Raw genomic sequence first — 23,057 nt, forward strand, 5'->3', positions numbered from 1 at the left:
ATTCCACTAGCCAAAATGACTGACACAAAAAAAGGATGCGATAGTCGATATCACACCCTTTTTATTCATCAAACTACTAATTATTTTTTATCTGCCTAAAAGCTCATTATCTTGGTGGTTTGATCGACCATTAACGCTCCGATATCAGCAGGATCAGCAGCACTCACGCCGTCAATCAGTGCCGACTGGTCAATACCCTTACCCGGTAGATAAAGTGCACAAACCTCAACCTTGGTATTGGTATTTTTCATAACCATTTGCATCAAACCCTGTGGGCTGATATTTTTAGGCGGTTGCGCTGTGGTCACACTTTTGGGTGCGTCACGGAGTGCCATATCACCGGCTGGACCGCAGAGCAATACTCGAGTATTGGCACCTTGCTGCGCTGATTGCATGGTCAGTACCATCGACATCAGCTGCACTTGAGCGTCCTCTGATGTCACATTAATCAACATCGATGGCGTCGGTTTCTTATTCTCTGGAATGACGTCACTCTTTTGTGACATGGCATTGGTCGCTGTACAGCTAACCATCAGTGAGGCGGCGCTTATAGCAAGTGCAGTAGCAACTATCCGTTTCATCATCTTCTCCATTTATCAACAATCATTAAAATCATCGTTATTAAATTATACACTAAAATATATTAATAAAAGGTATAATATTATTTATGATAAGAAAGTTATGATAAGAAATATAATCTGTGGCGTGTCCTCATTTTGAGAAGAAAAGAATACAGCACTGCGATCAACTCAGTTCGCGCCAGTGCAACCACAACTGCGTATCAAGCTCAAACTGATGATACTCAGGCTCCATATGGCAGCATAATTGATAAAATGCTTTGTTGTGCTCATGCTCTTTAAAATGCGCCAATTCATGCACGACAATCATGCGCAAAAACTCAGGCGGCGCTTCTTGAAACAAGCTCGCTACCGTGATGCTGTTATGCGATTTGAGCTTACTGCCCTGTATGCGAGACTGGGTAGTATGAATACCCAGCGCATGCTTGAGGACCGTTAATTTACTACTGTAACTGACATTCGATAACTGTCCCACTTTGCGCATATATTGGTTTTTTATCTCATTGATATACTGATAAAGCGCCTTATCACTTTTTATTTGGTGCTGAGTGGGATACTTTTTTTCTAGATATGCGCCTAATTTACCATCGCTAATCAGCAATGCCGCTTGGGTCTGAACTTGCTCAGAATAATGAGCGATGTACTTTAATGTGGTCACAAACTTATCCTTTGCTAATATTTCGAAACTGATAATCCGAAACGTATCTTTATATATTTTACCCTATATCTACTGATTTTATTTTTCATAAAACAAACCCCACAAGCTGCATTCAACTTATGGGGTTGTTTCTTACGATATTTTTACTTAAGTGTTTTTACTTAAATATTTAGGACGTGTTGATAAATCAATTAACGCTCTAGATGTAGATACTGCAAATGGCGCTCGTACTGATTTAAGATATCGACCAACACTTGCTCTTTGGAGTAACCAACCAAGTCATACTCTTGTGAGCCTTCACTTAAGAACACTTCCGCACGATAATAGTACTCTGCATTCTTAGTTGACGTGCTCAACGTAAAGTTAGGACGCTCAGCTTTGATCAAATTCACTTCATAAATAAAGTCGTCTTCATCGCCATGTCCAACCCGTAATTTTAGACCATCTATTTGACCGCTACTCTCATCCATGCCTTCATCTATATCTTGTCCGATATGTTCAGGGTTACGGATGTCCAAAGAGGTTTTTAGACCGCCTGCCGCAAATTCTTTTTCAACTTCTGTCATGGCAGGTCTAACCACATTTTGTAAAAAACGTTCAACTTGTGCATGTCTAGGGAAACTGACGATACGTTGCAAGCGTGCTTTCCAGCTCTTACCACTATCCAGCACATTAGCCGTACCAATCGTACTGGCCTTACGTTTATTGCCTTCTTCTTTTAACGACCTCCACATCGACACCATATAAAGTACAAGGATAAGCGAGAATGGCAAACCAGCAATCACAGATACTGACTGCAATGACGCAAAGCCACCAGCAAATAATAGTCCTAAAGTGATAAGACCCGTTGCCGCTGCCCAAAACAGACGCAACCAAACCGGAGCATCGGTGTCATTGGTCATGCCGCGTGAGCTCAAGTTCGCTAATACTAACGCGCCTGAATCCGCTGAGGTCACAAAGAAGACTAAACCAATAACCACACCAGCGAACGACAAAACGTCACTGTAAGGAAAATACTCGAACAAGGCAAACATACCCATGGCAGCATCATTGACAGCGATTTCACCAAGTTCAGTTGCACCATTAGCAACCAAGTCTATCGCTGAATTACCAAAGATAGAGAACCAGGCAAAAATGAAACCAAGCGGAATAAACATCACGCCAAAGACAAACTCACGCAAGGTACGACCACGGCTAATACGTGCGATAAATAGACCAACGAACGGTGCCCAAGCGACCCACCATGCCCAGAAAAATATCGTCCAGCCTGATTTCCAATCGGCACCAGCAGTACCGTCATAGGCATATACATCAAAAGTTTTAAAGAGAATAGTTTGGAAATATTGACCAATATTTTGGGTAAAGGTATTCAGCAAATACACTGTATTACCCATCACCAATATGGCGATTAATAGCAATATCGACGATAGCATATTAAATTCAGATAAGCGGCGTACGCCCTTTTCCACACCTGTCATCGCCGAAATAGCCGCAGCAGCAACCACCCCTAAGATAATCAGGCTCTGTACCATTTTGCTAGATTCAATACCGAAAACATGGGTCAAACCCGCATTGGCTTGCAATACGCCGATGCCTAAGCTGGTCGCAATACCCATCAAGGTACAAACAACACCAAAAGTATCAATACCATCGCCAAGCCAGCCCTTGATTAAACGCTCGCCAAAGATAGGCGTCAATGGTGAACGCAGCGCCAACGGCATGTTTTTACGATACGCAAAGTACGCCAATGCCATACCGATTAAGGCATAAATACCCCAACCATGTAGCCCCCAATGTAAAAAGGTTTGCGCAAGTGCTTCGCGCATCGCTTCTGCACTGGCAGGCTCCAGCCCCGTATGCGGCGTTAAATAATGCATCAATGGCTCAGAGGCACCAAAAAACAGTAAATCAATACCGATACCCGCAGAGAACAGCATCGCCGCCCATGCTAGGAAAGGAAACTGTGCTTTTTCGTGATCTTGCCCAAGCTTGATATCGCCGTATTTAGAAAAACCAACAAATAGTGCAAATATACTATAAGCGGCAACCACCAGCATGTAATACCAGCCAAAACTCTCTGATACCCATGCCATGCTTGAGCTTAACAATGTCTCACTATAATCTGGAAACGCAATCGTCCAGATAATTAATAAAATAGAAATAATAGCTGAACCTAAAAAAACCGTCTTGTTTAGAGTCAGGGGTTTCGTCGCATCTTTTGATGGCGAGCTGTACATAAAAGACCTCAATAGGTAAATTAAACAGGGTCTGATATTGATTTGTCCGTCATAACTTGATGACTGTATGACGCACAAAGCAGTACCAATAAATGAAAACTGCAATGTAAATAAAAAATTTAAATGACAATTAAAGGCAGCCACAACAGTATTAAAAATACTTAATACGTTAGCGCTGATGAAAAAGACCTTTGCATGGAAAGGTCTTCTTATTGAAATTGCTTATATATTTCATTGCCTAATAGCTCATATAGCTCATATAGCTCTTTATACAGTAGAGCGGTAAGCGCGCATCGGCTCAGTTCTAAGCGGTGCACCATTGGCAACGTAATAGTCTACCGTCGAGCGTGGCAACTGCTTACCACGCATCTTATCGACGATTTTTTCTGCCAGCATAATGGTGGTGGCGTTTAAATTGCCACTGATGATATTTGGCATAATCGACGCATCAACGACGCGCAAGCCATCGATACCATGTACGAGCCCTTCGCCATTGACCACCGAATCATTACCTTCACCCATCGCACAAGTACACGACGGATGATAAGCCGTTTCGCTATGATTACGAACATATTCGTCTAGCTGCGCATCGGTCACCAAGTCATCGGTTGGCGCAATGGCGCGACCACGATAAGGATCGAGCGCTGGCTGATGCATAATTTCACGGGTGATACGCATTGCCGCACGGAACTCGTGCCAGTCTTGGTCGTGAGACATATAGTTAAACAAGATACTCGGATGCGCGCTTGGATCTTTTGAGGTCAGCTTGACGCGACCACGACTTGGCGAGCGTAATGAGCCTACATGCGCTTGAAAACTGTGCGACTTCACTGCACTACGACCATCGTAGCGCACTGCTAATGGCAAGAAGTGGTACTGGATATTAGGATGGGTAAATTTCTCATCGGTACGAATGAAGCCGCCACCTTCGAACTGATTTGACGCGCCCAGCCCTGTGCCATTGAACAACCACTCGGCACCGATGGCTGGCTTATTCCACCATTTATTGGCAGGCGCAATTGACACTGGCAGCTTACATTCGTACTGCATATACAGCTCTAAATGGTCTTGTAGATTATTACCAACACCCGGTAAATCTAAAATCTCATTGACACCCAAATCTTTGAGCCATTGACCAGGACCAATACCAGAGCGCTGCAATAATTGCGGTGATGCAATCGCACCAGAGGAGACAATCACTTCACGAGACGCGTAGAAATTCTTGGTTTGACCTTGATGCGCGACTTTAACGCCGACAGCGCGCTTGCCATCGAACAAAATCACGTCAGTCAATGCACCCGTTAAAATGGTGATATTGCTACGCGGTTTGGCGCGGTCGAGATAACCGCGAGCGGTCGAAGCGCGGCGACCATTAGGCGTGACAAAACGATCCATCGGCCCAAAGCCTTCTTGTTGATAGCCGTTTAAATCATCCGTGCTTGGATAGCCTGCTTGCACGCCTGCTTCGATCATCGCTTGGAACAGCGGATTGACTCCTGGCTTTGAAGTGGTCATCTCGACGGGACCACCGACGCCATGATAGTCATTTTCACCAGCATCGCGATTTTCTAACTTTTTGAAATACGGCAAGCAGTCCAAATAGGTCCAATCTTCTAAACCTTTGATTTTCGCCCAATCGTCAAAATCCAAGGCATTACCACGGATATAACACATCCCATTAATCAGAGACGAGCCACCTAACCCTTTACCGCGACCGCAGTCCATGACTCGGTTGTTCATATACGGCTCAGGATCGGTTTTATAACCCCAGTTATAAGTCGTGCCCTGCAACGGCATAGCGAGCGCTGCTGGCATCTGCGTGCGAAAGTCTAAGCGATGGTCTGGACGACCCGCCTCTAACAGCAACACCTTAATGTTGGCATCTTCGGTCAAACGGGTGGCCAGCACATTGCCTGCTGAGCCTGCGCCGACGATGATGTAGTCATATTCAGGTGTGGTTGATGTCATAAAACGCTCCATAATATTAAAAAATCCATCATTTCATATCAGTAAGGCGGTGCCAAAAGGACAAATTAGTCCTAACACGCCAACCTTACTTTTTTAAAAATTTTAACCATACAACTGCTTAGAATACCGATTCAAACTTACCAAGCTCTACTTGGATAGACTTGGTCTGCGTATAATGCTCAAGGGCTTCAATACCATTCTCACGGCCAATACCTGAGTGCTTATAACCGCCCACTGGCATTTGTGCAGCCGACTCGCCCCACGTATTTAACCAGCAAATGCCCGCTTCAATCTGTGCAATCACGCGATGAGCGCGAGTCAAATCAGTGGTCACGACTCCTGCAGCCAAACCATACTCGGTATCATTGGCGCGGCGAATCACTTCTTCTTCAGTCTCATAAGTCAATATCGACATCACTGGACCAAAGATTTCTTCGCGTACGATAGTCATATCGTCGCTACAATCGGTAAATACAGTTGGTGCGACAAAGGCGCCATTTGCAAGCCCTTCAGTCGTAACACGGTCGCCGCCTGTTAGCAGACGAGCACCACTCGCTTTTCCTTGCTCGATATAGCCAAGCACTCTTTCCATATGTGGGAAGCTGACCAATGGACCCATATTAATACTCTCATCCATCGGATCGCCCAATTTAATACGCTCGACACGCAATAATATGGCTTCTTCAAACTTGGCTTGCAGTGCTTTAGGGATAAACACGCGCGTGCCATTGGTACAGACTTGACCACTGCTATAGAAATTCGCCATCATCGCGATATCAGCAGCGGTATCGATGTCCGCATCATCAAATATAATCAAGGGCGACTTACCGCCAAGCTCCAAGGTTACGTCTTTAAGCGACGAAGATGCGGCACTTGCCATCACTTTTTTACCAGTGGGTACACCGCCAGTAAACGAGACTTTAGCGATATCAGGATGCTGGGTTAATGCTTCGCCGACTTTATAATCCCCTTGCACGACGTTGAATACGCCATCTGGCAGACCTGCTTCTGTCAATATTTCTGCCAGTTTTAGTGCCGTTAGAGGCGTGACTTCAGAAGGTTTAAAAATCATCGCATTCCCAGCGGCTAACGCTGGTGCTGCTTTCCACATCGCGATTTGAATAGGATAGTTCCACGCACCGATACCTGCGACGACGCCAAGTGGCTCGCGGCGAGTATAGACAAAGCTAGTATCACGCAATGGAATCTGACGACCTTCAATCATCGGCGCAAGCCCTGCATAATACTCAACGACATCAGCACCAGTCACGATATCGACATACTTGGTTTCAGAGAGTGCTTTGCCCGTGTCTTTGGTTTCAAGCAATGCAAGTACATCGTTGCGCTCACGTAATAGTGCAACCGCCTTTAGCAAAATACGACTGCGCTCAACCGCCGTCATCGCCGCCCAAACTTTTTGACCTTTTTGTGCCGCTTTTACCGCTTCATTAATCTGTTCACTGGTCGTTTGCTGAACGGTAGTTAACACTTCACCCGTGGCTGGATTGATGTCTTCAAAAGTAGCAAGCGATTCGTCGATTGCTAAGTAACGACCATTAATATAAGCAGTTTGTATTTGTTTTAAATCGATGATGTCTGTTAAGTTGTTGAGGTCTGTTTTTGAATCTGTCATGCGGTGCTCCTATTAACGACTGGCAAAAGCCTTATAAACAAGCTAATGCTAAATAATGTCGTCATGGGTTAAATGTTTAAAATAAATTTATATAGCCTATTGCTACAAGCCTGTCTTTCAATGCTTTTTTAATAAAAAAGCTTATTTGATCAATCATTTAAGAACAGTGTTTTATTCATTATCAGGTTGCGTCATTTTTATCAAACGCTTATGAATAGAGGTTTTATCTGAGATATTAATCCCCGAAAAATCAGAGAGCCAAATACCATCAGCCACCAGACGCACCATACATAATGTTTCGGTATTGTCGGTTGCTTGATATTTCTTTAATTGTGCATTTGCCCACTTGGCCCACAACTCACGTAACTCGCTATCGCCTAGCATCAATGCATATAAGGTTGCTTGACTATCGAGCTCTTCCTGCCCTTTTTCGCCTAAGCTAATCGTGGCATTGATATAGGCACGAGTAAAAGAGCCATAACGCACAGGGTCTTCTGCCATGGCTTGATTAACTTCTGCCTCAAACCTCGCCATCGCATCATGAAACACTTCAAGGATGAGTGCATTTTTAGTGGTGAAATGATGCATCACCCCGCCTTTGGTCACCCCGACCGCATCAGCGACCGCCTGAAAGGTCACTTTTGATAAGCCCTGCTCTAACGTGATTCGCGCTGCCTGATCGAGTAGCGCACGACGGACAACTTCGGGCTGTTTTTTACGTTTGTAAGCGTTTTCCATTTCCATATCAGTGCACCACAGAATTAGAGAATAAGTTCATCACCACGACACCGCCCACAATCATAGCGATACCAACCACAGCTGCTGTATCAAGACTTTGCTTAAAAAACATCAAGCCAACGAGCGATGTCAGCACAATCCCCAATCCGCCCCACAGTGCATAAGCAATACCAAGCGGTATGGTTTTGATGGTTTGTGTCAATAAGTAAAATGAGATGGCATAAAGCACACCCATAATCAGGGTCGGCACCAAACGCGTAAACTGCTCTGACTTGACTAAAAAGGTCGTGCCAACCACTTCGCAAATGATGGCGATGGCTAGATAACCGTAAGCAATAGTGGTGGGACTCATAATTAGGTAACCTGTTTCAAGTTGATCACATATTAATAATGTATATACATTAAAGAAACCATACGGTCGGTATTCTATAGAAATATTCTAGCAATGTGAAGGACTGTTTATGACTTTTTTGTTTCGAGGGAGGTACAGATTGTTTTACTATTCAAAAAGATAGCCGACTTGTCTAATCAAATTAGCGCTAGATTTTATATCCAACCTACATAAATAAGGGTTTTGACCACTTTTAGCTCATTCTTTAGCCCGTTTAGAGATTTATCGATTGAATTGAAGACACGCCCTAGTCAAAAAATAATATTTTAGCGGTCAAAATTTGCCAAAACAGCCCGCTTTATAAGGGATTACTGGTTATTTTTGACAGATAACAACAATATTTATAATTAATGGCATAATAAGGTTGACAGCCTATAACAACTTGGCTAAAATGTGCCCCACATAACGCAAACAAGACAAGCAATAGCGCTTATCTAACTTATCGTTATACCAACTTATTCTCCAATAGCTCAGTTGGTAGAGCAACGGACTGTTAATCCGTGTGTCCCTGGTTCGAGCCCAGGTTGGAGAGCCATATACTAAAAACCTTCATCATTATTTGATGAAGGTTTTTTTATGGTTGCCGTTTTCAATTAAGAGGATAGCCGCAATCTTAGGGCGTGTCCTCATTTTAAAAGTGGTGACAAAAATGAGATAAATTGCCGTCAAACAAGGACAGTAGCACAAATAATATCGAGATACTGATAAGCTATTTGACAACGTTTGGCAAGATTTAGCCATTTTTAGCCCATTTAAAGGTTAATCGATTGAATTGAGGACACGCCCTAGTGCGATTGGCATGCTACGGTGTTCTTTTAGGCGTTTTTGTTGTATGGTAAGGATAGTTTTGATTGGGTTAGTTTTTGTCTGAGTGCTTTACTCCTACTCACTAAAAATAATGGTTTATTATGATACCTGTACGTGTGAAAAATAAGTTTTCTGATCATCCGCAAAAAATCATGCGCCCGATCAGTATTCGTTTGTCTGAAGAGATGATTTCGCTATTAGAAGCCACTTCAAAAGAGTTGGGGTTTAAACGCATCCAAGGGCTTATTCGTTTATATATTCGCCAAGGACTTGACCGCGATCATCAAGACTACACCCTAGCCCATGATGAGGTGTTCATCGAAAGCCTGCGTAAACGCGGGGTCAGCCAGCGTATTATTGATGAGGCTATTGTAGTGACCCACAATAATAATATTACTCACTCACTATCTGAGCTGCAAGAAAATGACCAAGCTCATGACTAACTATTCAAACAGTCGTTAGCTGTTAATAAAAAAGACTGAGTTTGCTTAACGGCACTCAGTCTTTTTTTGTGGGCGTAATAAAAATATCTATTGTGAATAAAAATACCGATCATGATTGCTTGTCAGAAATTATTATAAATAGTACGTCTCCTGCCCTTTTTTGCTTTCATATAACAAAAATATGCCTATTTTGCTTGCGATACAGCATTTAGCGATAATTAAACACAACCTCTCATCAAACGAGGTATATTAAGAAAACGCTCATTATTTTGTTGTCATTCTTTATTATCCATAAAGATTTTTAAGGAGGTGTACGATGGCGAGTTTACATCAACGCTTGAATAAAGCTTTGTTATTGACGATTGCCTTAGCGATACTACCAATCGTTTCTGGTTGCTCACAGCCAACCGCGGACCCAACCAAAAAAACCATACCGACCAACTCTGACCAGTGGCAGAAAAAACTCGGCACCACTTTTGAGCAGTTACCTGAATCTGAGCAGCAATTACTCAGCCGCTACATGTTGCGAATGAAACTCAGCGGTGCCTATGAGTCGGGGGCGATGCCGCGTACCACTATCAAGCAAGCCCTTGTGCAACAGCGTGAATACGAACGACTACATCCAAACAATCCAACAGGTAAAAAAAGCCCCATCGTCAGCAGCCAGCCAGCTTATAGTGCCAATGCGCAGAACTACCCTGTCGCTCTACTACCAGTCAAAACAAGCGATAGTGACAGCTTAAATCAAGTAAAACTACAGTTTATGCTCTCTAATCACGGCAAGGTCTCCATTCGAAGCTTTAAGGGCACACTGACCATGCAAGATGCTAACTTGACGCAGGGCAAAAGCTTTAACGTACCACTAACACAGTTTGACCCGCCTATTAAACCAGAGCAGTCTGGCAAGATCATCATCGAGAGCAGTATTGAAGACATCAACGTTATGCGTGCCATTAAAAACACCAAAGACTTGACCATCGAGATTAGCAAAGGCACATTGATATTGGAGAACGGGCAGGAAATTAAGTTTGATGAGTCGCTAATGAAATAAAAAAGCGCTGCAGAATATTTATAAAATAATAGGATAAATATCCAGCATAAAAAAAGCCCCAATCATCACTGATTGGGGCTTTTTTCGAATTTGGAGGAGACGGAGAGATTCGAACTCTCGAAGGGCTACAAACCCTTGTCGGTTTTCAAGACCGGTGCATTCAACCACTCTGCCACGTCTCCATTGGTGGACTATTATAGCGATATAAAATAAAAATGCAACAAAAAAAGCCGCAATCATTAATAATGATTGCGGCTTTCGAATTTGGAGGAGACGGAGAGATTCGAACTCTCGAAGGGCTACAAACCCTTGTCGGTTTTCAAGACCGGTGCATTCAACCACTCTGCCACGTCTCCATTTGTGCGTTATTATAGCGATATAACATGAGAATGCAAGCAATTAATTGAACGAATTTAAATTATTTTGATGCTATCGTTGATTCAGTTTAAAAGAGAGTCAAGGCAACTGCATGCAGAGGTATATATGATACTTGCCGCGAGGTTAGCGCGGTCACTTTTTTATAGAGAATTGACGATAGCTTTTTTATGAGAAGCCAGATGTAGACACATATCTAGCAGTCTGTTGGCATAACCCCATTCGTTGTCATACCATGCAAAAACCTTGTACTGGCTACCCACTTGCATGAGCTGCTGACCATCAATGATCAAAGACTCAGTCTGATGGATAAAATCACTGGATACCAATGGCTCATCCGTATAAGCCATGATGTCACGCAAATGTGCCTGACTGGCAGATTTGAGTGCCTCGCGGACTGCCTCGACAGACACATCGGGCGTATCAAAAACAAAGGTCACATCAATAGCTGCGACATCAATGGTAGGCACTCGTATCGAATGCCCATTTATCTTGCCTACCATAGCAGGTAGCACACGCTCTGTCGCCGCGATACTGCTAGAGGTGGTTGGGATAATATTATAACCAGACGCGCGCGCGCGTCTTGGGTCACGGTGCGCTTGATCAAGCACTGTCTGATCAGCGGTGACCGCATGAATCTCCGTCATCATCGCTGACTTTACCCCAAATGCGGTATCAAGCGTCGCAATCAAGGGAACCAAGGCCTGCGTGGTACAAGAGACGCTCGATATAATCGGCAGCTCACGTGTTAGCTCATCAGTATTAACGCCCATAACGATACAAGCATCGACATCATCGAATGGTGCCGCACCAATAATCACCTGCTGCGCGCCAGCCACTATGTGCAGTTGTGCTTGCTCATAAGAGCGAAAATGTCCGGTACACTCTAGCACCACATCGACACCCAGCGCCTGCCAAGGCAACTGCGCAGGGTTAGGTTCCGAGAATAAATTGATACAGTAGGTATAATTGTTTTTTGTCAGACAAAGCTGTGTGGCGCTGTTATTGTTACCGTCATCGCTCGCTTCATCGTTGCTACTCGCCACAATATCAGCACTGACTCCAAGGCGACTTAGGCGACCATGCGTGCTGTCAAACTTTAATAAATGCAGCAAAATATCCGCTGGTGCTAAATCATTAATTGCCACCACATGGATCGCACGGCCTAATACCTCAAAGCGCTCTAGCAATGCCCGCAACACATTGCGCCCTATACGTCCAAAACCATTGATAGCAATCCTCAGTGGCTGTGTGTGCTCACTAGATGTATGAAACGCCGCTGCTGCTATTGGGTCAGACGTTAATTGATAAGTGGCGCTCGAAAAATCAGGCATAAAAAGATATCGCTATAAAGGGATAAAAAATTGAGCACTACAAAGTCAGCGCTACCATGAGACAAAACCAACAAGTTGTTAATCGGCTCTAAGGATTGTTATATAAAAGCTAAATGGCTTTGGTGAATGATTGAACCCTGAATTGTCATACTCAGTATCAAGACGCCATTCAGTATTAGGGCGTTATAAAAATAAGTGCCAAACGAATGGCATTGTAATCAATACTTTGCTTAAGATGATCGAATATTGGACGCAATTTAATACTGCCATTATCATTGAAATCATTTGGATTATTGGCGACTTTAATCGCGACGTAGGCATTACCAACCGCCGTCATCACCTCATCCTCTGGACGCAAATGATCACAAGCGAGACTTGGATCTTGAGATTTTAGGTCAGCAATATGACGCATGATGGTCGATTGTGAAAGCTGACGGGCTTGTGAGATTTCTGCAATCGACAAGCTCTCCTCTAATAATAATCGCGTCGCAAGCAAGGTACTGTCTGACTTATCAGAAACTTGATTGCCCAGTTTCTGTTTTTTGTCTATTTGCGCCTGTTGTTGCTCGCGGCGCTTTTTTTGCAAAGTGGCATAAGCATCAATCACTGATTTACTCAGCGTACCGCCCGATTTTAAAATAAATTTTTCATGTGCCTGCGTCATGCTCTCTTCATCAAGCATCGCATAATTGGCATCAGCCTCATCAGACAATGCTAAAAAGCGTTTGTCCGCACCGCGTGCTAGCGGATCAAGTTGCAAACTCATGTCGTTCATACCCAGCAACTGCAGACCTGCCAGCGATTTTAATCGTGACAATGCCACATATCCTTGCCCCAGCTCAAAGGTGCGCGATAAGTCAATCTCTGCGGCATCGAGGGTCATGCCTTGTGACTTATGAATGGTAATCGCCCATGCTAGACAAAGCGGTACTTGCTCATAGCTTGCCAGCACATCTCCTGTCTCATCTTCGATAATCCATTCTTCAGGCTCAGCGACAACTTCACGCCCTGAATTGAGCCGAACCACGGGCATTTTTTGCGTCGTTGGCTTTTTGGCTTTGGGTTTCTCTTTTATGGCTTTTTTACCTTTGCCTTTTACAGTCTTATTCGTCTCATTTTCAGTATTTCCATCATCATCTTCGATTAAATCATCACTGCTGTCTTTGCTATCATCATTAATTTTAACAGCGGCAAAACCAATCAATTCACCCATCGTACCGTTGGACACGCCAAGTTCAGTATTGTTTTTGATAAACATCACCTTGGCACCGACTTTTAGTACCAAATCGTCTTGGGTACGTACCGTTTTTTTAAGCGTCTCAACCAATTTACTGTCGCCCGTGGACGTTGCGGTAAAGCGCATCATCTCGCCCTCTAACGCGGCAAGCTCTTTATCATTGATGCTATTAACGTTGAGATTGTGGGTATAAAGACGGGTACGTTTGATATCGACATTCTGATCAAAAGTCGCCTCCAGCGCGGCAATCGATTCAAAAGTGACTTCCTGACGACGAATTTGGTTGAGAATATCGTCCAAATCAAGTCCGCCATTAGCCGCCTCACTTACTTGACGATGTTGCTCAGACAGATAGCAAATATGGAACTTGGCATCAAGCCACGCTTCCGACATAAAGGCAAATTTTTCACGGTTGGTTTCACCCTTACTACCAATCGGTGGCAGCTGAAAAAAGTCCCCTGCCACGACCACTTGGATACCACCAAAGGCTTTGTCATTTTTGCGGATATGCTTGAGTACTTGGCTGACCAAATTGAGCTGCTTAGCATGCAACATCGATATCTCATCAATGACCAATACCGCGGTGTCTTTTAGTCGGTCTGCCAAAAACTGCTTGCGTGATAACGTAGTCAAATCGCGGTCGCTTAACTCATCTTTGATACCGATGCCGGACCAGCTATGAATCGTTGTGCCATTCATGTGTGTGGCAGCAATACCAGTACTCGCAGTGACGGCGACAGGCACACGGCGCGCGCGCAGGTAGTCGATATATTGATTGAGCGTATAAGTCTTACCTGAACCTGCTGAGCCAGTCAAAAAGACATTTTGACCCGTTTTTAAGATATCAAGAGCAGAAGATTGACGCATATATCTAAACCAATTAAGTTAATAGTAATAAGAAAAACAGCTTAAGAGCAAATAATAAGAGAAAAAGCTGCCAACAATTATAACAGCTACATCCGTTTTGCGGACGACTTTAACCCTAATAAGCCACATAACTTAAAGTTATACGATACGAAATATATCATTATAAAAAGTCATTATCGCTCATCGCTAAAGCTCAGTACGATAGGGTCATAGCTTGGTCAGGATGGCCAAATATTTATGCTTAAGTCGTTTGTTCTTAACTAGCCATAATACACAACAAGGAGTCGTTAATGTTATACGCCTATCCCAATACTGAAAATAGTCCTGTTGAATTCCGCAAAAAATATGACAACTTCATCAATGGTGAGTGGGTCGCACCAATCGATGGTGAATACTTTGACAACTCAAGTCCAATCGATGGTAAAACCTTCTGTCAGATTGCGCGCTCTAAAGCTGCCGATGTTGAAGCGGCGCTAGATGCGGCTCATGCAGCAAAAGACGCATGGGGCAAAACTAGTGTCACTGATCGCTCTAATATGTTGCTCAAACTTGCTGACGGTATCGAAGCCAATTTAGAGGCAATCGCGATTGCTGAGTCTTATGAGAATGGCAAACCAGTACGTGAGACCCTCGCCGCTGATATTCCAATCGCCATCGACCATTTGCGTTATTTTGCGGGCGTTATCCGCGCGCAAGAAGGCGGCATTAGCCAAATTGATGAAGACACGGTTGCTTATCATTTCCATGAGCCTCTAGGCGTCGTCGGTCAAATCATTCCTTGGAACTTTCCTATTCTAATGGCGATTTGGAAAATTGCCCCAGCCCTTGCTGCGGGTAACTGTATCGTCCTCAAGCCTGCCGAGCAAACACCAGCTTCTGTTTTATACATGCTTGACGTCATAGGCGCGGCGGATATTTTACCAAAAGGCGTACTAAACGTCATTAACGGCTTTGGTGTAGAAGCTGGTAAGCCAATCGCTTCCAACCCGCGTATCGATAAAGTTTCCTTTACGGGTGAGACCACCACTGGTCGCTTAATTATGCAATACGCCAGTGAAAATATCATTCCAGTAACGCTAGAGCTCGGTGGTAAGAGTCCAAACATCTTCTTTGCCGATATCATGGATGAGGACGATGACTTCTTAGATAAAGCGGTTGAAGGTTTGGTCATGTTTGCACTCAACCAAGGCGAAGTCTGTACCTGCCCATCACGCGCCCTCGTACACGAAAGCATCTATGATGAATTCATGAAACGCTGTATCGCTCGCGTGAAAGCGATAAAAATGGGCAACCCGCTTGATACCGATACCATGATTGGTGCGCAAGCCAGCTCAGATCAGTTAGAAAAAATCCTATCTTATCTCGATATCGGTAAGAAAGAAGGTGCAAAAGTCCTTGTGGGCGGTGAGCTAGCCAAACATGATGGCGATATGGCAAACGGTTATTATGTGCAGCCGACCATCTTTGAAGGCACGAATGATATGCGCGTGTTCCAAGAAGAAATCTTTGGCCCCGTACTCGCTGTCACCACTTTTAAAGACGATGAAGAAGCAATGACTCTCGCCAATGACACCTTATATGGTCTTGGTGCTGGCGTCTGGACGCGTAATGGTACGCGCGCTTATCGTTTCGGTCGTGGCATTAAAGCTGGCCGCGTTTGGACGAATTGCTATCATCTCTATCCTGCGCATTCGGCGTTTGGCGGTTATAAGCAGTCTGGCATCGGCCGCGAAAACCATCTGATGATGCTTGATCACTATCAGCAGACCAAAAATATGCTCGTATCGTACAGTCCTAAAGCGATGGGCTTCTTTTAATTCTGTTTTTCAAAGCACTTTATGGCAAAACTGTAAAGTGCGACCTCGATGCTCGCTGAGCATCTTAATGTAAAGAACGATGACAAGGAGTTACAACGTGAGTAATAAAATGAAAGCGGCCGTGCTGCATGAATTCGGACAACCCTTAGAAATTGAAGAAGTAGATATTCCAACCGCAGGTGCTGGTCAAATCGTCGTAAAAATGCAGGCATCAGGTGTCTGTCATACCGATTTGCATGCCATTGAGGGCGATTGGCCAGTCAAACCTAGCCCACCGTTTATCCCAGGCCACGAAGGCGTTGGTCTTATCACTGCCGTTGGTGACAATGTGCACCATGTCAAAGAAGGCGACCGAGTCGGTATCCCTTGGCTCTACTCTGCTTGTGGCCACTGTACCCATTGCTTAGGTGGCTGGGAAACTTTATGCGAAAGCCAACAAAACTCTGGTTACTCGGTAAACGGCAGCTTTGCAGAATACGTCCTAGCAGATGCCAACTATGTCGGTATCATTCCTGAAAGCGTTGACTCTATTGAAATTGCACCAGTGTTATGTGCAGGCGTCACGGTCTACAAAGGTCTTAAAATGACCGACACCAAGCCAGGCGATTGGGTTGTCATTTCAGGTATCGGTGGACTGGGACATATGGCTGTTCAGTATGCCATTGCAATGGGATTGAACGTTGCTGCTGTGGATATTGATGACGAAAAACTGGCATTCGCTAAAAAATTGGGCGCCAAAGTCACTGTCAATGCGAAAAATACTGACCCTGCTGAATATCTACAAAAAGAAATCGGCGGTGCTCACGGTGCGCTCGTGACAGCAGTATCTTCAAAAGCCTTTGATCAAGCATTAGGCATGTTACGACGCGGTGGTACTTTGGTCTGTAACGGTCTACCAACGGGCGAATTCCCAGTATCTATTTTTGATACTGTTTTAAACGGTATTACCATTCGTGGCTCAATCGTTGGTACGCGTCTCGACTTGCAAGAGTCGCTAGACATGGCAGCAGCAGGCAAAGTAAAAGCCACAGTTGCCGCTGAGCCACTAGAAAATATCAATGATATCTTTGATCGTATGCGTGATGGCAAAATCGAAGGTCGCATTGTCATTGACTATAGTATGTAGCAACCATTACGTAGCCGCATGCTTTATGATATTTTGAGATTCGTAACACCGTCTCAATGACTGGCTAGAGTAATCATTAGTAAAGGGTCGTATCGTTTTCAACCACATATGATAAATGATGTGAGTGAACATGATGCGACCCTTTATTTTCTATTCAGTATGATTATGAAAGACATTCGTTCGGGTCTAACGATAAGGAAATCATTATGAACGTCACAGCGACAGAGTCCTGCAAAGCATTAATCGACTTACTAAAATCTAAGCACGGTGAGCTGATGTTTCATCAATCAGGCGGCTGCTGCGATGGCAGTTCACCCATGTGTTATCCATTGGACGAATTTAAAGTAGGCGGACAAGACGTACTCATCGGCGAGCTGGTTGGCTGTCCATTTTATATGGGTAAAGCTCAGCATAAGCTCTGGCAACATACCGATCTAACGATAGATGTGGTCGATGGGCGCGGAGCCAGTTTTTCGCTTGAAATACCAGAAGGTAAGCGCTTTATCGTACGTTCAGAGATATGTGCTATATAAGTTTAAATAGCCTATACCAGCGGTTTCACGTCCTAGTATTGTTTTGCCATGCAATATATTGATTGATAAGTACCCCTTAGTCATTTTTATTTTATTATTCCAGCAAAATAATAGATACTGTAATGCGTACCCTATTTCAATAAACGGGTTTTAACGAGCACGTTTTACTCAGCATGGATGCTAGAAGGAATGTAAAATGGAATTTGATAAAAAATTTGATTACGTCATCGTGGGTGGTGGTTCAGCTGGCTGCGTACTTGCTAGCCGATTAACAGAAAACCCAGACATTAGTGTCTGCTTATTAGAATATGGCGGTGAAGGTAAAGACCTTGCTGTCCGTGTCCCTGCTGGACTGATTTTGATGGTGCCAGGCAAGCCGCTGAAACTGAATAATTGGTGCTTTCAAACTACGCCGCAAGCGCATCTGAACGACCGTCGTGGCTTCCAACCACGTGGTCAATGCTTGGGTGGCTCATCTGCGATCAATGCCATGATTTATACGCGTGGTAGTGCGCTCGATTATGAACGTTGGGTAGAACAAGGCTGTACTGGTTGGGGATTTGATGATGTACTGCCCTACTTTATCAAAGCAGAAAATAATATTCATGGGAGTGATAAGCTGCATGGTGATAGTGGCCCGCTTCATGTCAGCAACTTACTGAGTCCGCGTGATATCTCCAAAGCATTCGTAGAAGCCGCCATCACCAATGGTTTAGATCATAATCAAGATTTTAATGGCGAAAAGCAAGACGGTACAGGGCTATATCAAGTCACCCACTTTCATGGCGAAAAACAAGGTCAACGCTGCTCTGCGGCGGCCGCTTATCTACATCCAGTACAAAACCGATCAAATTTGACCGTCATCACCCACGCCCAAGCCAACCGCGTCATCTTTGAAGACAAACAGGCCGTTGGTGTCGCTTATGAAAAAGATGGCGTCGAGCATGCGGTTATGGCGCGTCATGAAGTGATATTATCTGGAGGCACTTTTGGCTCACCCAAAGTCCTGATGTTGTCAGGTATTGGATCTGCTGAGCATCTACAATCGCATGGCATAGACGTCATGGTAGATGCGCCCGATGTTGGTGGTAATCTACAAGATCATTTGGACGTCGTTTTTGATTACGAGGTCAATACCACTGACGTCATCGGTATTGGTATGGCGACGATTTCGACATTGACCAAAAGTATTCGGCAGTGGAGAAAGGATGGTACAGGCCTCTTGTCTACCAACTATGCTGAAGCGGGCGCGTTCTTTAGTGTCGGTGATGATCCAAAAGAGTGGCCAAATACCCAACTGCACTTTGTCATATCCCGCGTGATTGAGCATGGTCGTGATCTCAGACGTGGCTTTGCGGTCTCTTGTCACAGTTGCTACCTACGCCCTGAAAGCCGCGGTACGGTCAGACTGGACTCCGCCGACCCCTCAGACGCGGTATTGATTGATCCAAACTACCTCTCGCACCCAAAAGATGTGGAATATATGATTGCAGGCGCGGAGCGTACGCGCGCCATCATGCAAGAATCACCCATCGCCAAATATATTACTGAAGACTACCCTGCCCCCTATATCGAAAAAGACGGTATGCTCGGCTATATTCGCAACAAGTCAGATACCATTTATCATCCTGTCGGCACTTGCCGTATGGGTTCAGATGACCAGTCCGTGGTTGATTTGCAATTAAAAGTACGCGGTGTAAAGGGATTAAGGGTCATCGATGCCTCAATCATGCCGACTCTCATCAGCGGTAACACCAATGCGCCAACGATTATGATTGCTGAAAAACTCGCAGATCTTATCAAAGCAAATTACGGTCATATCGAACCAGTCACGCCATAAAACATGGGAAAATATGCCTCTTATAATTAGTATTTTTATTTAAGAGGCTTATATACTAAAACTTTATATTCAATAAAATGGAAATAAGCGAATTATATAAAATTTTAACCTTTGTTTTTTCGTGATTATTTTATCAGCATTTCTAAAATAAGGAGGAACTCTAACCAATTCGGCAATGAAGATATTAAAACAGAACGTTTTCTATCAAATTAGCTTACGGATGTCTTGCATTACCACTGTTGAACAGAGTATATTTAAACCACTTATTTATATCGGTATTTTTTGCAAATCTGAATAATGGTTAATACAACCTGAAATATTTTTTATTTTGCATATCAAAAACACGATATAAACAATTGCTTTAAAGGGAATTAAAAGCACGCTCATTGTATTTATAGGTCAAAAACGATCTTATAAATCTATTGGCGACTATTTATCATTACATAGGATGTAATAATGCAAAAATCACTCTTCAAACTGACGATGTTGGCGACAGTTATTCTAGGCATCAGTGCCTGTAGCGGCGACAACAAAACCACCGATGAATCTGCTGCCAGCTCAGATGCTAAAGCAGCCAAAACCTTACTTTATTGCTCAGAAGGTAGTCCGGCTGGATTCGATCCAGCACAATACACTGCAGGTACCGATTTTGATGCGAGCGCCTTTCCCATCTACAACGGCTTAGTAGAGTTCAAAAGAGATGGTACTGAGATTCAGCCAGCCTTAGCCGAAAGCTGGGATATTAGTGAAGACGGCAAGACTTATACCTTTAACCTACGTAAAGGGGTTAAATATGGTAAGACCGATTACTTTACCCCAACCCGTGATTTCAACGCAGATGACATTGTCTTTACCCTGGAGCGTATCACCAATCCAGAGTTTGAATTTAATAAAGCCTATCCTGCTGAGTTCCCCTATTCGGTCGGCATGGGGCTACCTGATATTATCTCCAATATCGAAAAGGTTGATGACTCTACCGTCAAAATCACACTCAGCGAGACCAATGCGCCATTTTTACAGAACCTAGCGATGCCCTTCGCTTACATCGATTCTGCTGAGTATGCAGAAAAGTTAATGGCTTCTGGTAATGCTGCTGATATCAACACCAAACCCGTTGGTACAGGACCTTTCGTCTTTACTTCTTATCAAAAAGACGCGCAAATTCGTTATACCAAAAATCCAGACTACTGGAACAAAGACGATATTCATATCGATAATCTCGTCTTTGTCATCACCAAAGATTCAGCAGTGCGTGCGCAAAAAGTGCAAGCAGGTGAATGTCATGTGTCCGCTTATCCAAAACCGGCCGAAATTGACTCTGTCAAAAAATCTGGTAAGGCCACCGTTCTCGATCAACCCGGCTTTAATGTCGGCTATGTCGGCTATAACGTTGAAAAACCGAAGCTTAGCGACCTTAAAGTTCGCCAAGCATTAGACATGGCCATTAATAAAGACGCTATTATCAATGCGGTTTATCAAAGCGAAGGATTAAAAGCCACCAATCCAATGCCGCCCACACAATGGGGCTACGATAAATCTATCAAAGATGCGCCTTATGATGTGGAAAAGGCCAAGTCCCTTATAAAAGAAGCAGGCGCGGACAAACTTGCCATTAATCTATGGTATATGCCCGTTCAACGCCCATACAATCCTAATGCCAAACTCATGGCTGAAATGCTACAAGCAGATTGGGCAAAAATTGGTGTCGATACCAAGCTTGTGACGTATGAATGGGGCGAGTATCTAAACCGCGCTGCTAAAGGTGAGCCTGATGTCATTCTAGCAGGCTGGACTGGTGATAATGGGGATCCTGACAACTGGCTAGGTACGTTGCTATCTTGTGATGCGGTCGGTGGCAATAACTACTCACGCTGGTGTAATAAAGACTTTGACACTTTGGTGACTAACGCCCGTCAGATTACCAATCAAGATGAGCGCGTCAACGACTATGTACAAGCTCAGCAGATATTCAAAGAGCAATTGCCTTGGACGACAATGGCGCATTCGGTGGTCACGGTATTCACCGCACCAAACGTCGTCGATTATAAAATTAGTCCGCTTGGCTCAATACGCTTCGATGGTGTAAAGGTTGAATAACCTGAGCTGATGACGTCCGGTAAGACATGCATGATTGTTTAATTTATATTCGGCTGGGTCAGACACTCTGCTCCAGCCGTATTTATATGAGTTAAGCGCCTTATTAAGCACTTTTTAAGCATTTTGTCACCGACTCTCTCATCTCTGCCAACATTCTACTCATCGATCTAAAACGATTGAACCACAACTATTGAATTGAGCAGCCCATGCTACTTTATATATTGCGTCGCATTGCCATTCTAATTCCTGTCTATCTTGGCTTAACGCTATCGACATTCACCCTAATTCGGCTCGTCCCTGGAGATGCCGTCGAGATTATGATGGGTGAGCGTATGGTCGATCCGGAGCTACATGCTCGAGCGTTAGAAAGACTTGGCTTAGACAAACCCCTAATTGTCCAATATTGGGATTACTTAACCGGAATATTGACCGGTGATTTTGGTCAATCCTTTCGTACCCGTACTCCGGTATTACAAGACTTCTTTGCGCATTTTGTACCAACCTTAGAGCTGGCTTTGTGTGCCATTGTCATTGCCAGTGTTGTCGGTGTGAGCTTAGGTATCTTTGCCGCGCTACGACGTGGTACATGGATTGACTATACTCTAATGTCAGGGGCACTGGCTGGCTACTCTATGCCCATCTATTTATTGGGGCCTATCCTGACTGGTATATTCGCCCATTATCTCGGTCTGTTGCCTGTCGCTGGTGTCATATCTGTCGCGCAGTTTTTAGACGTCAAACCTTTATATGGATCATGGTTATTGGGCTCTTTAACATCAGGAGAACCTGGCGCATTTTGGGATGTGGTCAAACACTTTATCCTACCGTCTATTGCCTTATCGACCATACCACTCGCGATGATTGCACGGATGACACGCTCGGCGATGCTAGAGGTGTTAGATGAGGACTACGTGCGTACAGCGCGCGCCAAAGGCCTATCGCCGCGCCGCGTGATATTGGTACACGTCATGCGCAATGCCTTGATTACTGTGGTGACTGTGATTGGCTTACAGATGGCGACCTTGCTCGCTGGGGCTATTATCACTGAGACTATCTTTAGTTGGCCAGGTGTTGGTAATTGGCTGCTCGATGGGTTTTTCACTCGTGATTATCCTATCGTGCAAAACGGTATTTTATTGGTCGCCACCGCCCTGATTTTAGTTAGTTTATTTATTGATATTTTGTATGGTCTTATCAATCCGCGTATTCGACATACTTCTTAATTTAACATTGATAAATACTCATATTATAAATAGTGGTTATTGGTGTTTGTATGGTCTTGAGTGAGTTTTAGCACATTTTAAATGCTTGCTAAAAACGAGGCTGA

17 protein-coding genes and 3 tRNA genes are annotated in these 23,057 nt (G+C 44.1%); 9 read left to right on the forward strand and 11 right to left on the reverse strand.

What is annotated here, in order from left to right; genetic code table 11:
* Positions 1-95: 95 nt before the first annotated feature.
* The 7 genes from JMX95_RS06155 to JMX95_RS06185 all read right to left on the reverse strand — a co-directional run bounded on the left by JMX95_RS06155 (position 96) and on the right by JMX95_RS06185 (position 8,164).
* Positions 96-584: a hypothetical protein gene (locus JMX95_RS06155; protein ID WP_201560322.1), complete on the reverse strand. Its 489-nt coding sequence runs from the start codon at positions 582-584 to the stop codon at positions 96-98.
* Between the two features lie 160 nt (positions 585-744).
* Positions 745-1,236 carry a M48 family metallopeptidase gene (locus JMX95_RS06160; RefSeq protein ID WP_201560323.1) on the reverse strand — a complete coding sequence of 164 codons (492 nt, stop codon included), beginning with the start codon at positions 1,234-1,236 and terminating at the stop codon, positions 745-747.
* 191 nt (positions 1,237-1,427) lie between these two features.
* Positions 1,428-3,473, reverse strand: coding sequence for a choline BCCT transporter BetT (betT, locus tag JMX95_RS06165; RefSeq protein ID WP_201560324.1), 2,046 nt, complete (start codon positions 3,471-3,473; stop codon positions 1,428-1,430).
* A 267-nt stretch (positions 3,474-3,740) separates the two neighbouring features.
* Positions 3,741-5,441: a choline dehydrogenase gene (gene betA / locus JMX95_RS06170; protein WP_201560325.1), complete on the reverse strand. Its 1,701-nt coding sequence runs from the start codon at positions 5,439-5,441 to the stop codon at positions 3,741-3,743.
* A gap of 118 nt (positions 5,442-5,559) precedes the next feature.
* Positions 5,560-7,074, reverse strand: a complete 1,515-nt coding sequence (gene betB, locus JMX95_RS06175) for a betaine-aldehyde dehydrogenase (protein WP_201560326.1) — start codon at positions 7,072-7,074, stop codon at positions 5,560-5,562.
* 171 nt (positions 7,075-7,245) lie between these two features.
* Positions 7,246-7,818, reverse strand: a complete 573-nt coding sequence (locus tag JMX95_RS06180; RefSeq protein ID WP_201560327.1) for a TetR/AcrR family transcriptional regulator — start codon at positions 7,816-7,818, stop codon at positions 7,246-7,248.
* A 1-nt stretch (position 7,819) separates the two neighbouring features.
* The gene (locus JMX95_RS06185) at positions 7,820-8,164 is read right to left on the reverse strand and encodes a DMT family transporter (protein WP_055125113.1); all 345 of its coding nucleotides are present in this window, start codon (positions 8,162-8,164) and stop codon (positions 7,820-7,822) included.
* 498 nt (positions 8,165-8,662) lie between these two features.
* Between JMX95_RS06185 and JMX95_RS06190 the strand changes: the two genes are divergently transcribed.
* The 3 genes from JMX95_RS06190 to JMX95_RS06200 all read left to right on the forward strand — a co-directional run bounded on the left by JMX95_RS06190 (position 8,663) and on the right by JMX95_RS06200 (position 10,504).
* A tRNA-Asn gene (locus JMX95_RS06190) sits at positions 8,663-8,738 on the forward strand.
* Positions 8,739-9,111: 373 nt separating this feature from the next.
* Positions 9,112-9,453 (forward strand): hypothetical protein, encoded by a 342-nt coding sequence (locus JMX95_RS06195; protein WP_055125114.1) that lies wholly within the window; start codon positions 9,112-9,114, stop codon positions 9,451-9,453.
* 316 nt (positions 9,454-9,769) lie between these two features.
* Positions 9,770-10,504: a hypothetical protein gene (locus tag JMX95_RS06200; protein WP_201560328.1), complete on the forward strand. Its 735-nt coding sequence runs from the start codon at positions 9,770-9,772 to the stop codon at positions 10,502-10,504.
* Between the two features lie 91 nt (positions 10,505-10,595).
* On the opposite strand, the gene JMX95_RS06205 is transcribed toward JMX95_RS06200, so the two are convergent.
* The 4 genes from JMX95_RS06205 to JMX95_RS06220 form a co-directional block, all read right to left on the reverse strand.
* Positions 10,596-10,686, reverse strand: a tRNA-Ser gene (locus JMX95_RS06205).
* A gap of 83 nt (positions 10,687-10,769) precedes the next feature.
* Positions 10,770-10,860: transfer RNA gene (locus JMX95_RS06210), tRNA-Ser, on the reverse strand.
* Positions 10,861-11,022: 162 nt separating this feature from the next.
* Positions 11,023-12,213: a type I glyceraldehyde-3-phosphate dehydrogenase gene (locus JMX95_RS06215; RefSeq protein ID WP_227675991.1), complete on the reverse strand. Its 1,191-nt coding sequence runs from the start codon at positions 12,211-12,213 to the stop codon at positions 11,023-11,025.
* 175 nt (positions 12,214-12,388) lie between these two features.
* Entirely contained in the window at positions 12,389-14,317 is a 1,929-nt protein-coding gene (locus JMX95_RS06220; protein ID WP_201560329.1) for an AAA family ATPase, read from the reverse strand.
* 290 nt (positions 14,318-14,607) lie between these two features.
* Between JMX95_RS06220 and JMX95_RS06225 the strand changes: the two genes are divergently transcribed.
* The 6 genes from JMX95_RS06225 to JMX95_RS06250 all read left to right on the forward strand — a co-directional run bounded on the left by JMX95_RS06225 (position 14,608) and on the right by JMX95_RS06250 (position 22,953).
* Positions 14,608-16,134, forward strand: a complete 1,527-nt coding sequence (locus tag JMX95_RS06225; protein WP_201560330.1) for an aldehyde dehydrogenase family protein — start codon at positions 14,608-14,610, stop codon at positions 16,132-16,134.
* 97 nt (positions 16,135-16,231) lie between these two features.
* Complete coding sequence (gene adhP, locus JMX95_RS06230) at positions 16,232-17,260, forward strand: alcohol dehydrogenase AdhP (protein ID WP_201560331.1); 1,029 nt, start codon at positions 16,232-16,234, stop codon at positions 17,258-17,260.
* A 206-nt stretch (positions 17,261-17,466) separates the two neighbouring features.
* Positions 17,467-17,793, forward strand: a complete 327-nt coding sequence (locus JMX95_RS06235; protein ID WP_201560332.1) for a DUF779 domain-containing protein — start codon at positions 17,467-17,469, stop codon at positions 17,791-17,793.
* Positions 17,794-17,989: 196 nt separating this feature from the next.
* The gene (locus JMX95_RS06240) at positions 17,990-19,633 is read left to right on the forward strand and encodes a GMC family oxidoreductase (protein ID WP_201560333.1); all 1,644 of its coding nucleotides are present in this window, start codon (positions 17,990-17,992) and stop codon (positions 19,631-19,633) included.
* A 456-nt stretch (positions 19,634-20,089) separates the two neighbouring features.
* The gene (locus tag JMX95_RS06245) at positions 20,090-21,730 is read left to right on the forward strand and encodes an ABC transporter substrate-binding protein (RefSeq protein WP_060491626.1); all 1,641 of its coding nucleotides are present in this window, start codon (positions 20,090-20,092) and stop codon (positions 21,728-21,730) included.
* 206 nt (positions 21,731-21,936) lie between these two features.
* Positions 21,937-22,953 (forward strand): ABC transporter permease, encoded by a 1,017-nt coding sequence (locus JMX95_RS06250; protein ID WP_045453107.1) that lies wholly within the window; start codon positions 21,937-21,939, stop codon positions 22,951-22,953.
* Positions 22,954-23,057: the final 104 nt, after the last annotated feature.

It is taken from the genome of Psychrobacter sp. NC44 (genome assembly GCF_904846655.1).
Classification (GTDB): domain Bacteria; phylum Pseudomonadota; class Gammaproteobacteria; order Pseudomonadales; family Moraxellaceae; genus Psychrobacter.

Excerpts from the sequence above, each read along its gene's own strand:
- JMX95_RS06155 (WP_201560322.1), bottom strand. The coding sequence starts at position 584 with ATGATGAAACGGATAGTTGCTACTGCACTTGCTATAAGCGCCGCCTCA.
- betT (WP_201560324.1), bottom strand. The coding sequence starts at position 3,473 with ATGTACAGCTCGCCATCAAAAGATGCGACGAAACCCCTGACTCTAAAC.
- betA (WP_201560325.1), bottom strand. The coding sequence starts at position 5,441 with ATGACATCAACCACACCTGAATATGACTACATCATCGTCGGCGCAGGC.
- betB (WP_201560326.1), bottom strand. The coding sequence starts at position 7,074 with ATGACAGATTCAAAAACAGACCTCAACAACTTAACAGACATCATCGAT.
- JMX95_RS06180 (WP_201560327.1), bottom strand. The coding sequence starts at position 7,818 with ATGGAAATGGAAAACGCTTACAAACGTAAAAAACAGCCCGAAGTTGTC.
- JMX95_RS06185 (WP_055125113.1), bottom strand. The coding sequence starts at position 8,164 with ATGAGTCCCACCACTATTGCTTACGGTTATCTAGCCATCGCCATCATT.
- JMX95_RS06195 (WP_055125114.1), top strand. The coding sequence starts at position 9,112 with ATGATACCTGTACGTGTGAAAAATAAGTTTTCTGATCATCCGCAAAAA.
- JMX95_RS06200 (WP_201560328.1), top strand. The coding sequence starts at position 9,770 with ATGGCGAGTTTACATCAACGCTTGAATAAAGCTTTGTTATTGACGATT.
- JMX95_RS06215 (WP_227675991.1), bottom strand. The coding sequence starts at position 12,213 with ATGCCTGATTTTTCGAGCGCCACTTATCAATTAACGTCTGACCCAATA.
- JMX95_RS06220 (WP_201560329.1), bottom strand. The coding sequence starts at position 14,317 with ATGCGTCAATCTTCTGCTCTTGATATCTTAAAAACGGGTCAAAATGTC.
- JMX95_RS06225 (WP_201560330.1), top strand. The coding sequence starts at position 14,608 with ATGTTATACGCCTATCCCAATACTGAAAATAGTCCTGTTGAATTCCGC.
- JMX95_RS06235 (WP_201560332.1), top strand. The coding sequence starts at position 17,467 with ATGAACGTCACAGCGACAGAGTCCTGCAAAGCATTAATCGACTTACTA.
- JMX95_RS06240 (WP_201560333.1), top strand. The coding sequence starts at position 17,990 with ATGGAATTTGATAAAAAATTTGATTACGTCATCGTGGGTGGTGGTTCA.
- JMX95_RS06245 (WP_060491626.1), top strand. The coding sequence starts at position 20,090 with ATGCAAAAATCACTCTTCAAACTGACGATGTTGGCGACAGTTATTCTA.
- JMX95_RS06250 (WP_045453107.1), top strand. The coding sequence starts at position 21,937 with ATGCTACTTTATATATTGCGTCGCATTGCCATTCTAATTCCTGTCTAT.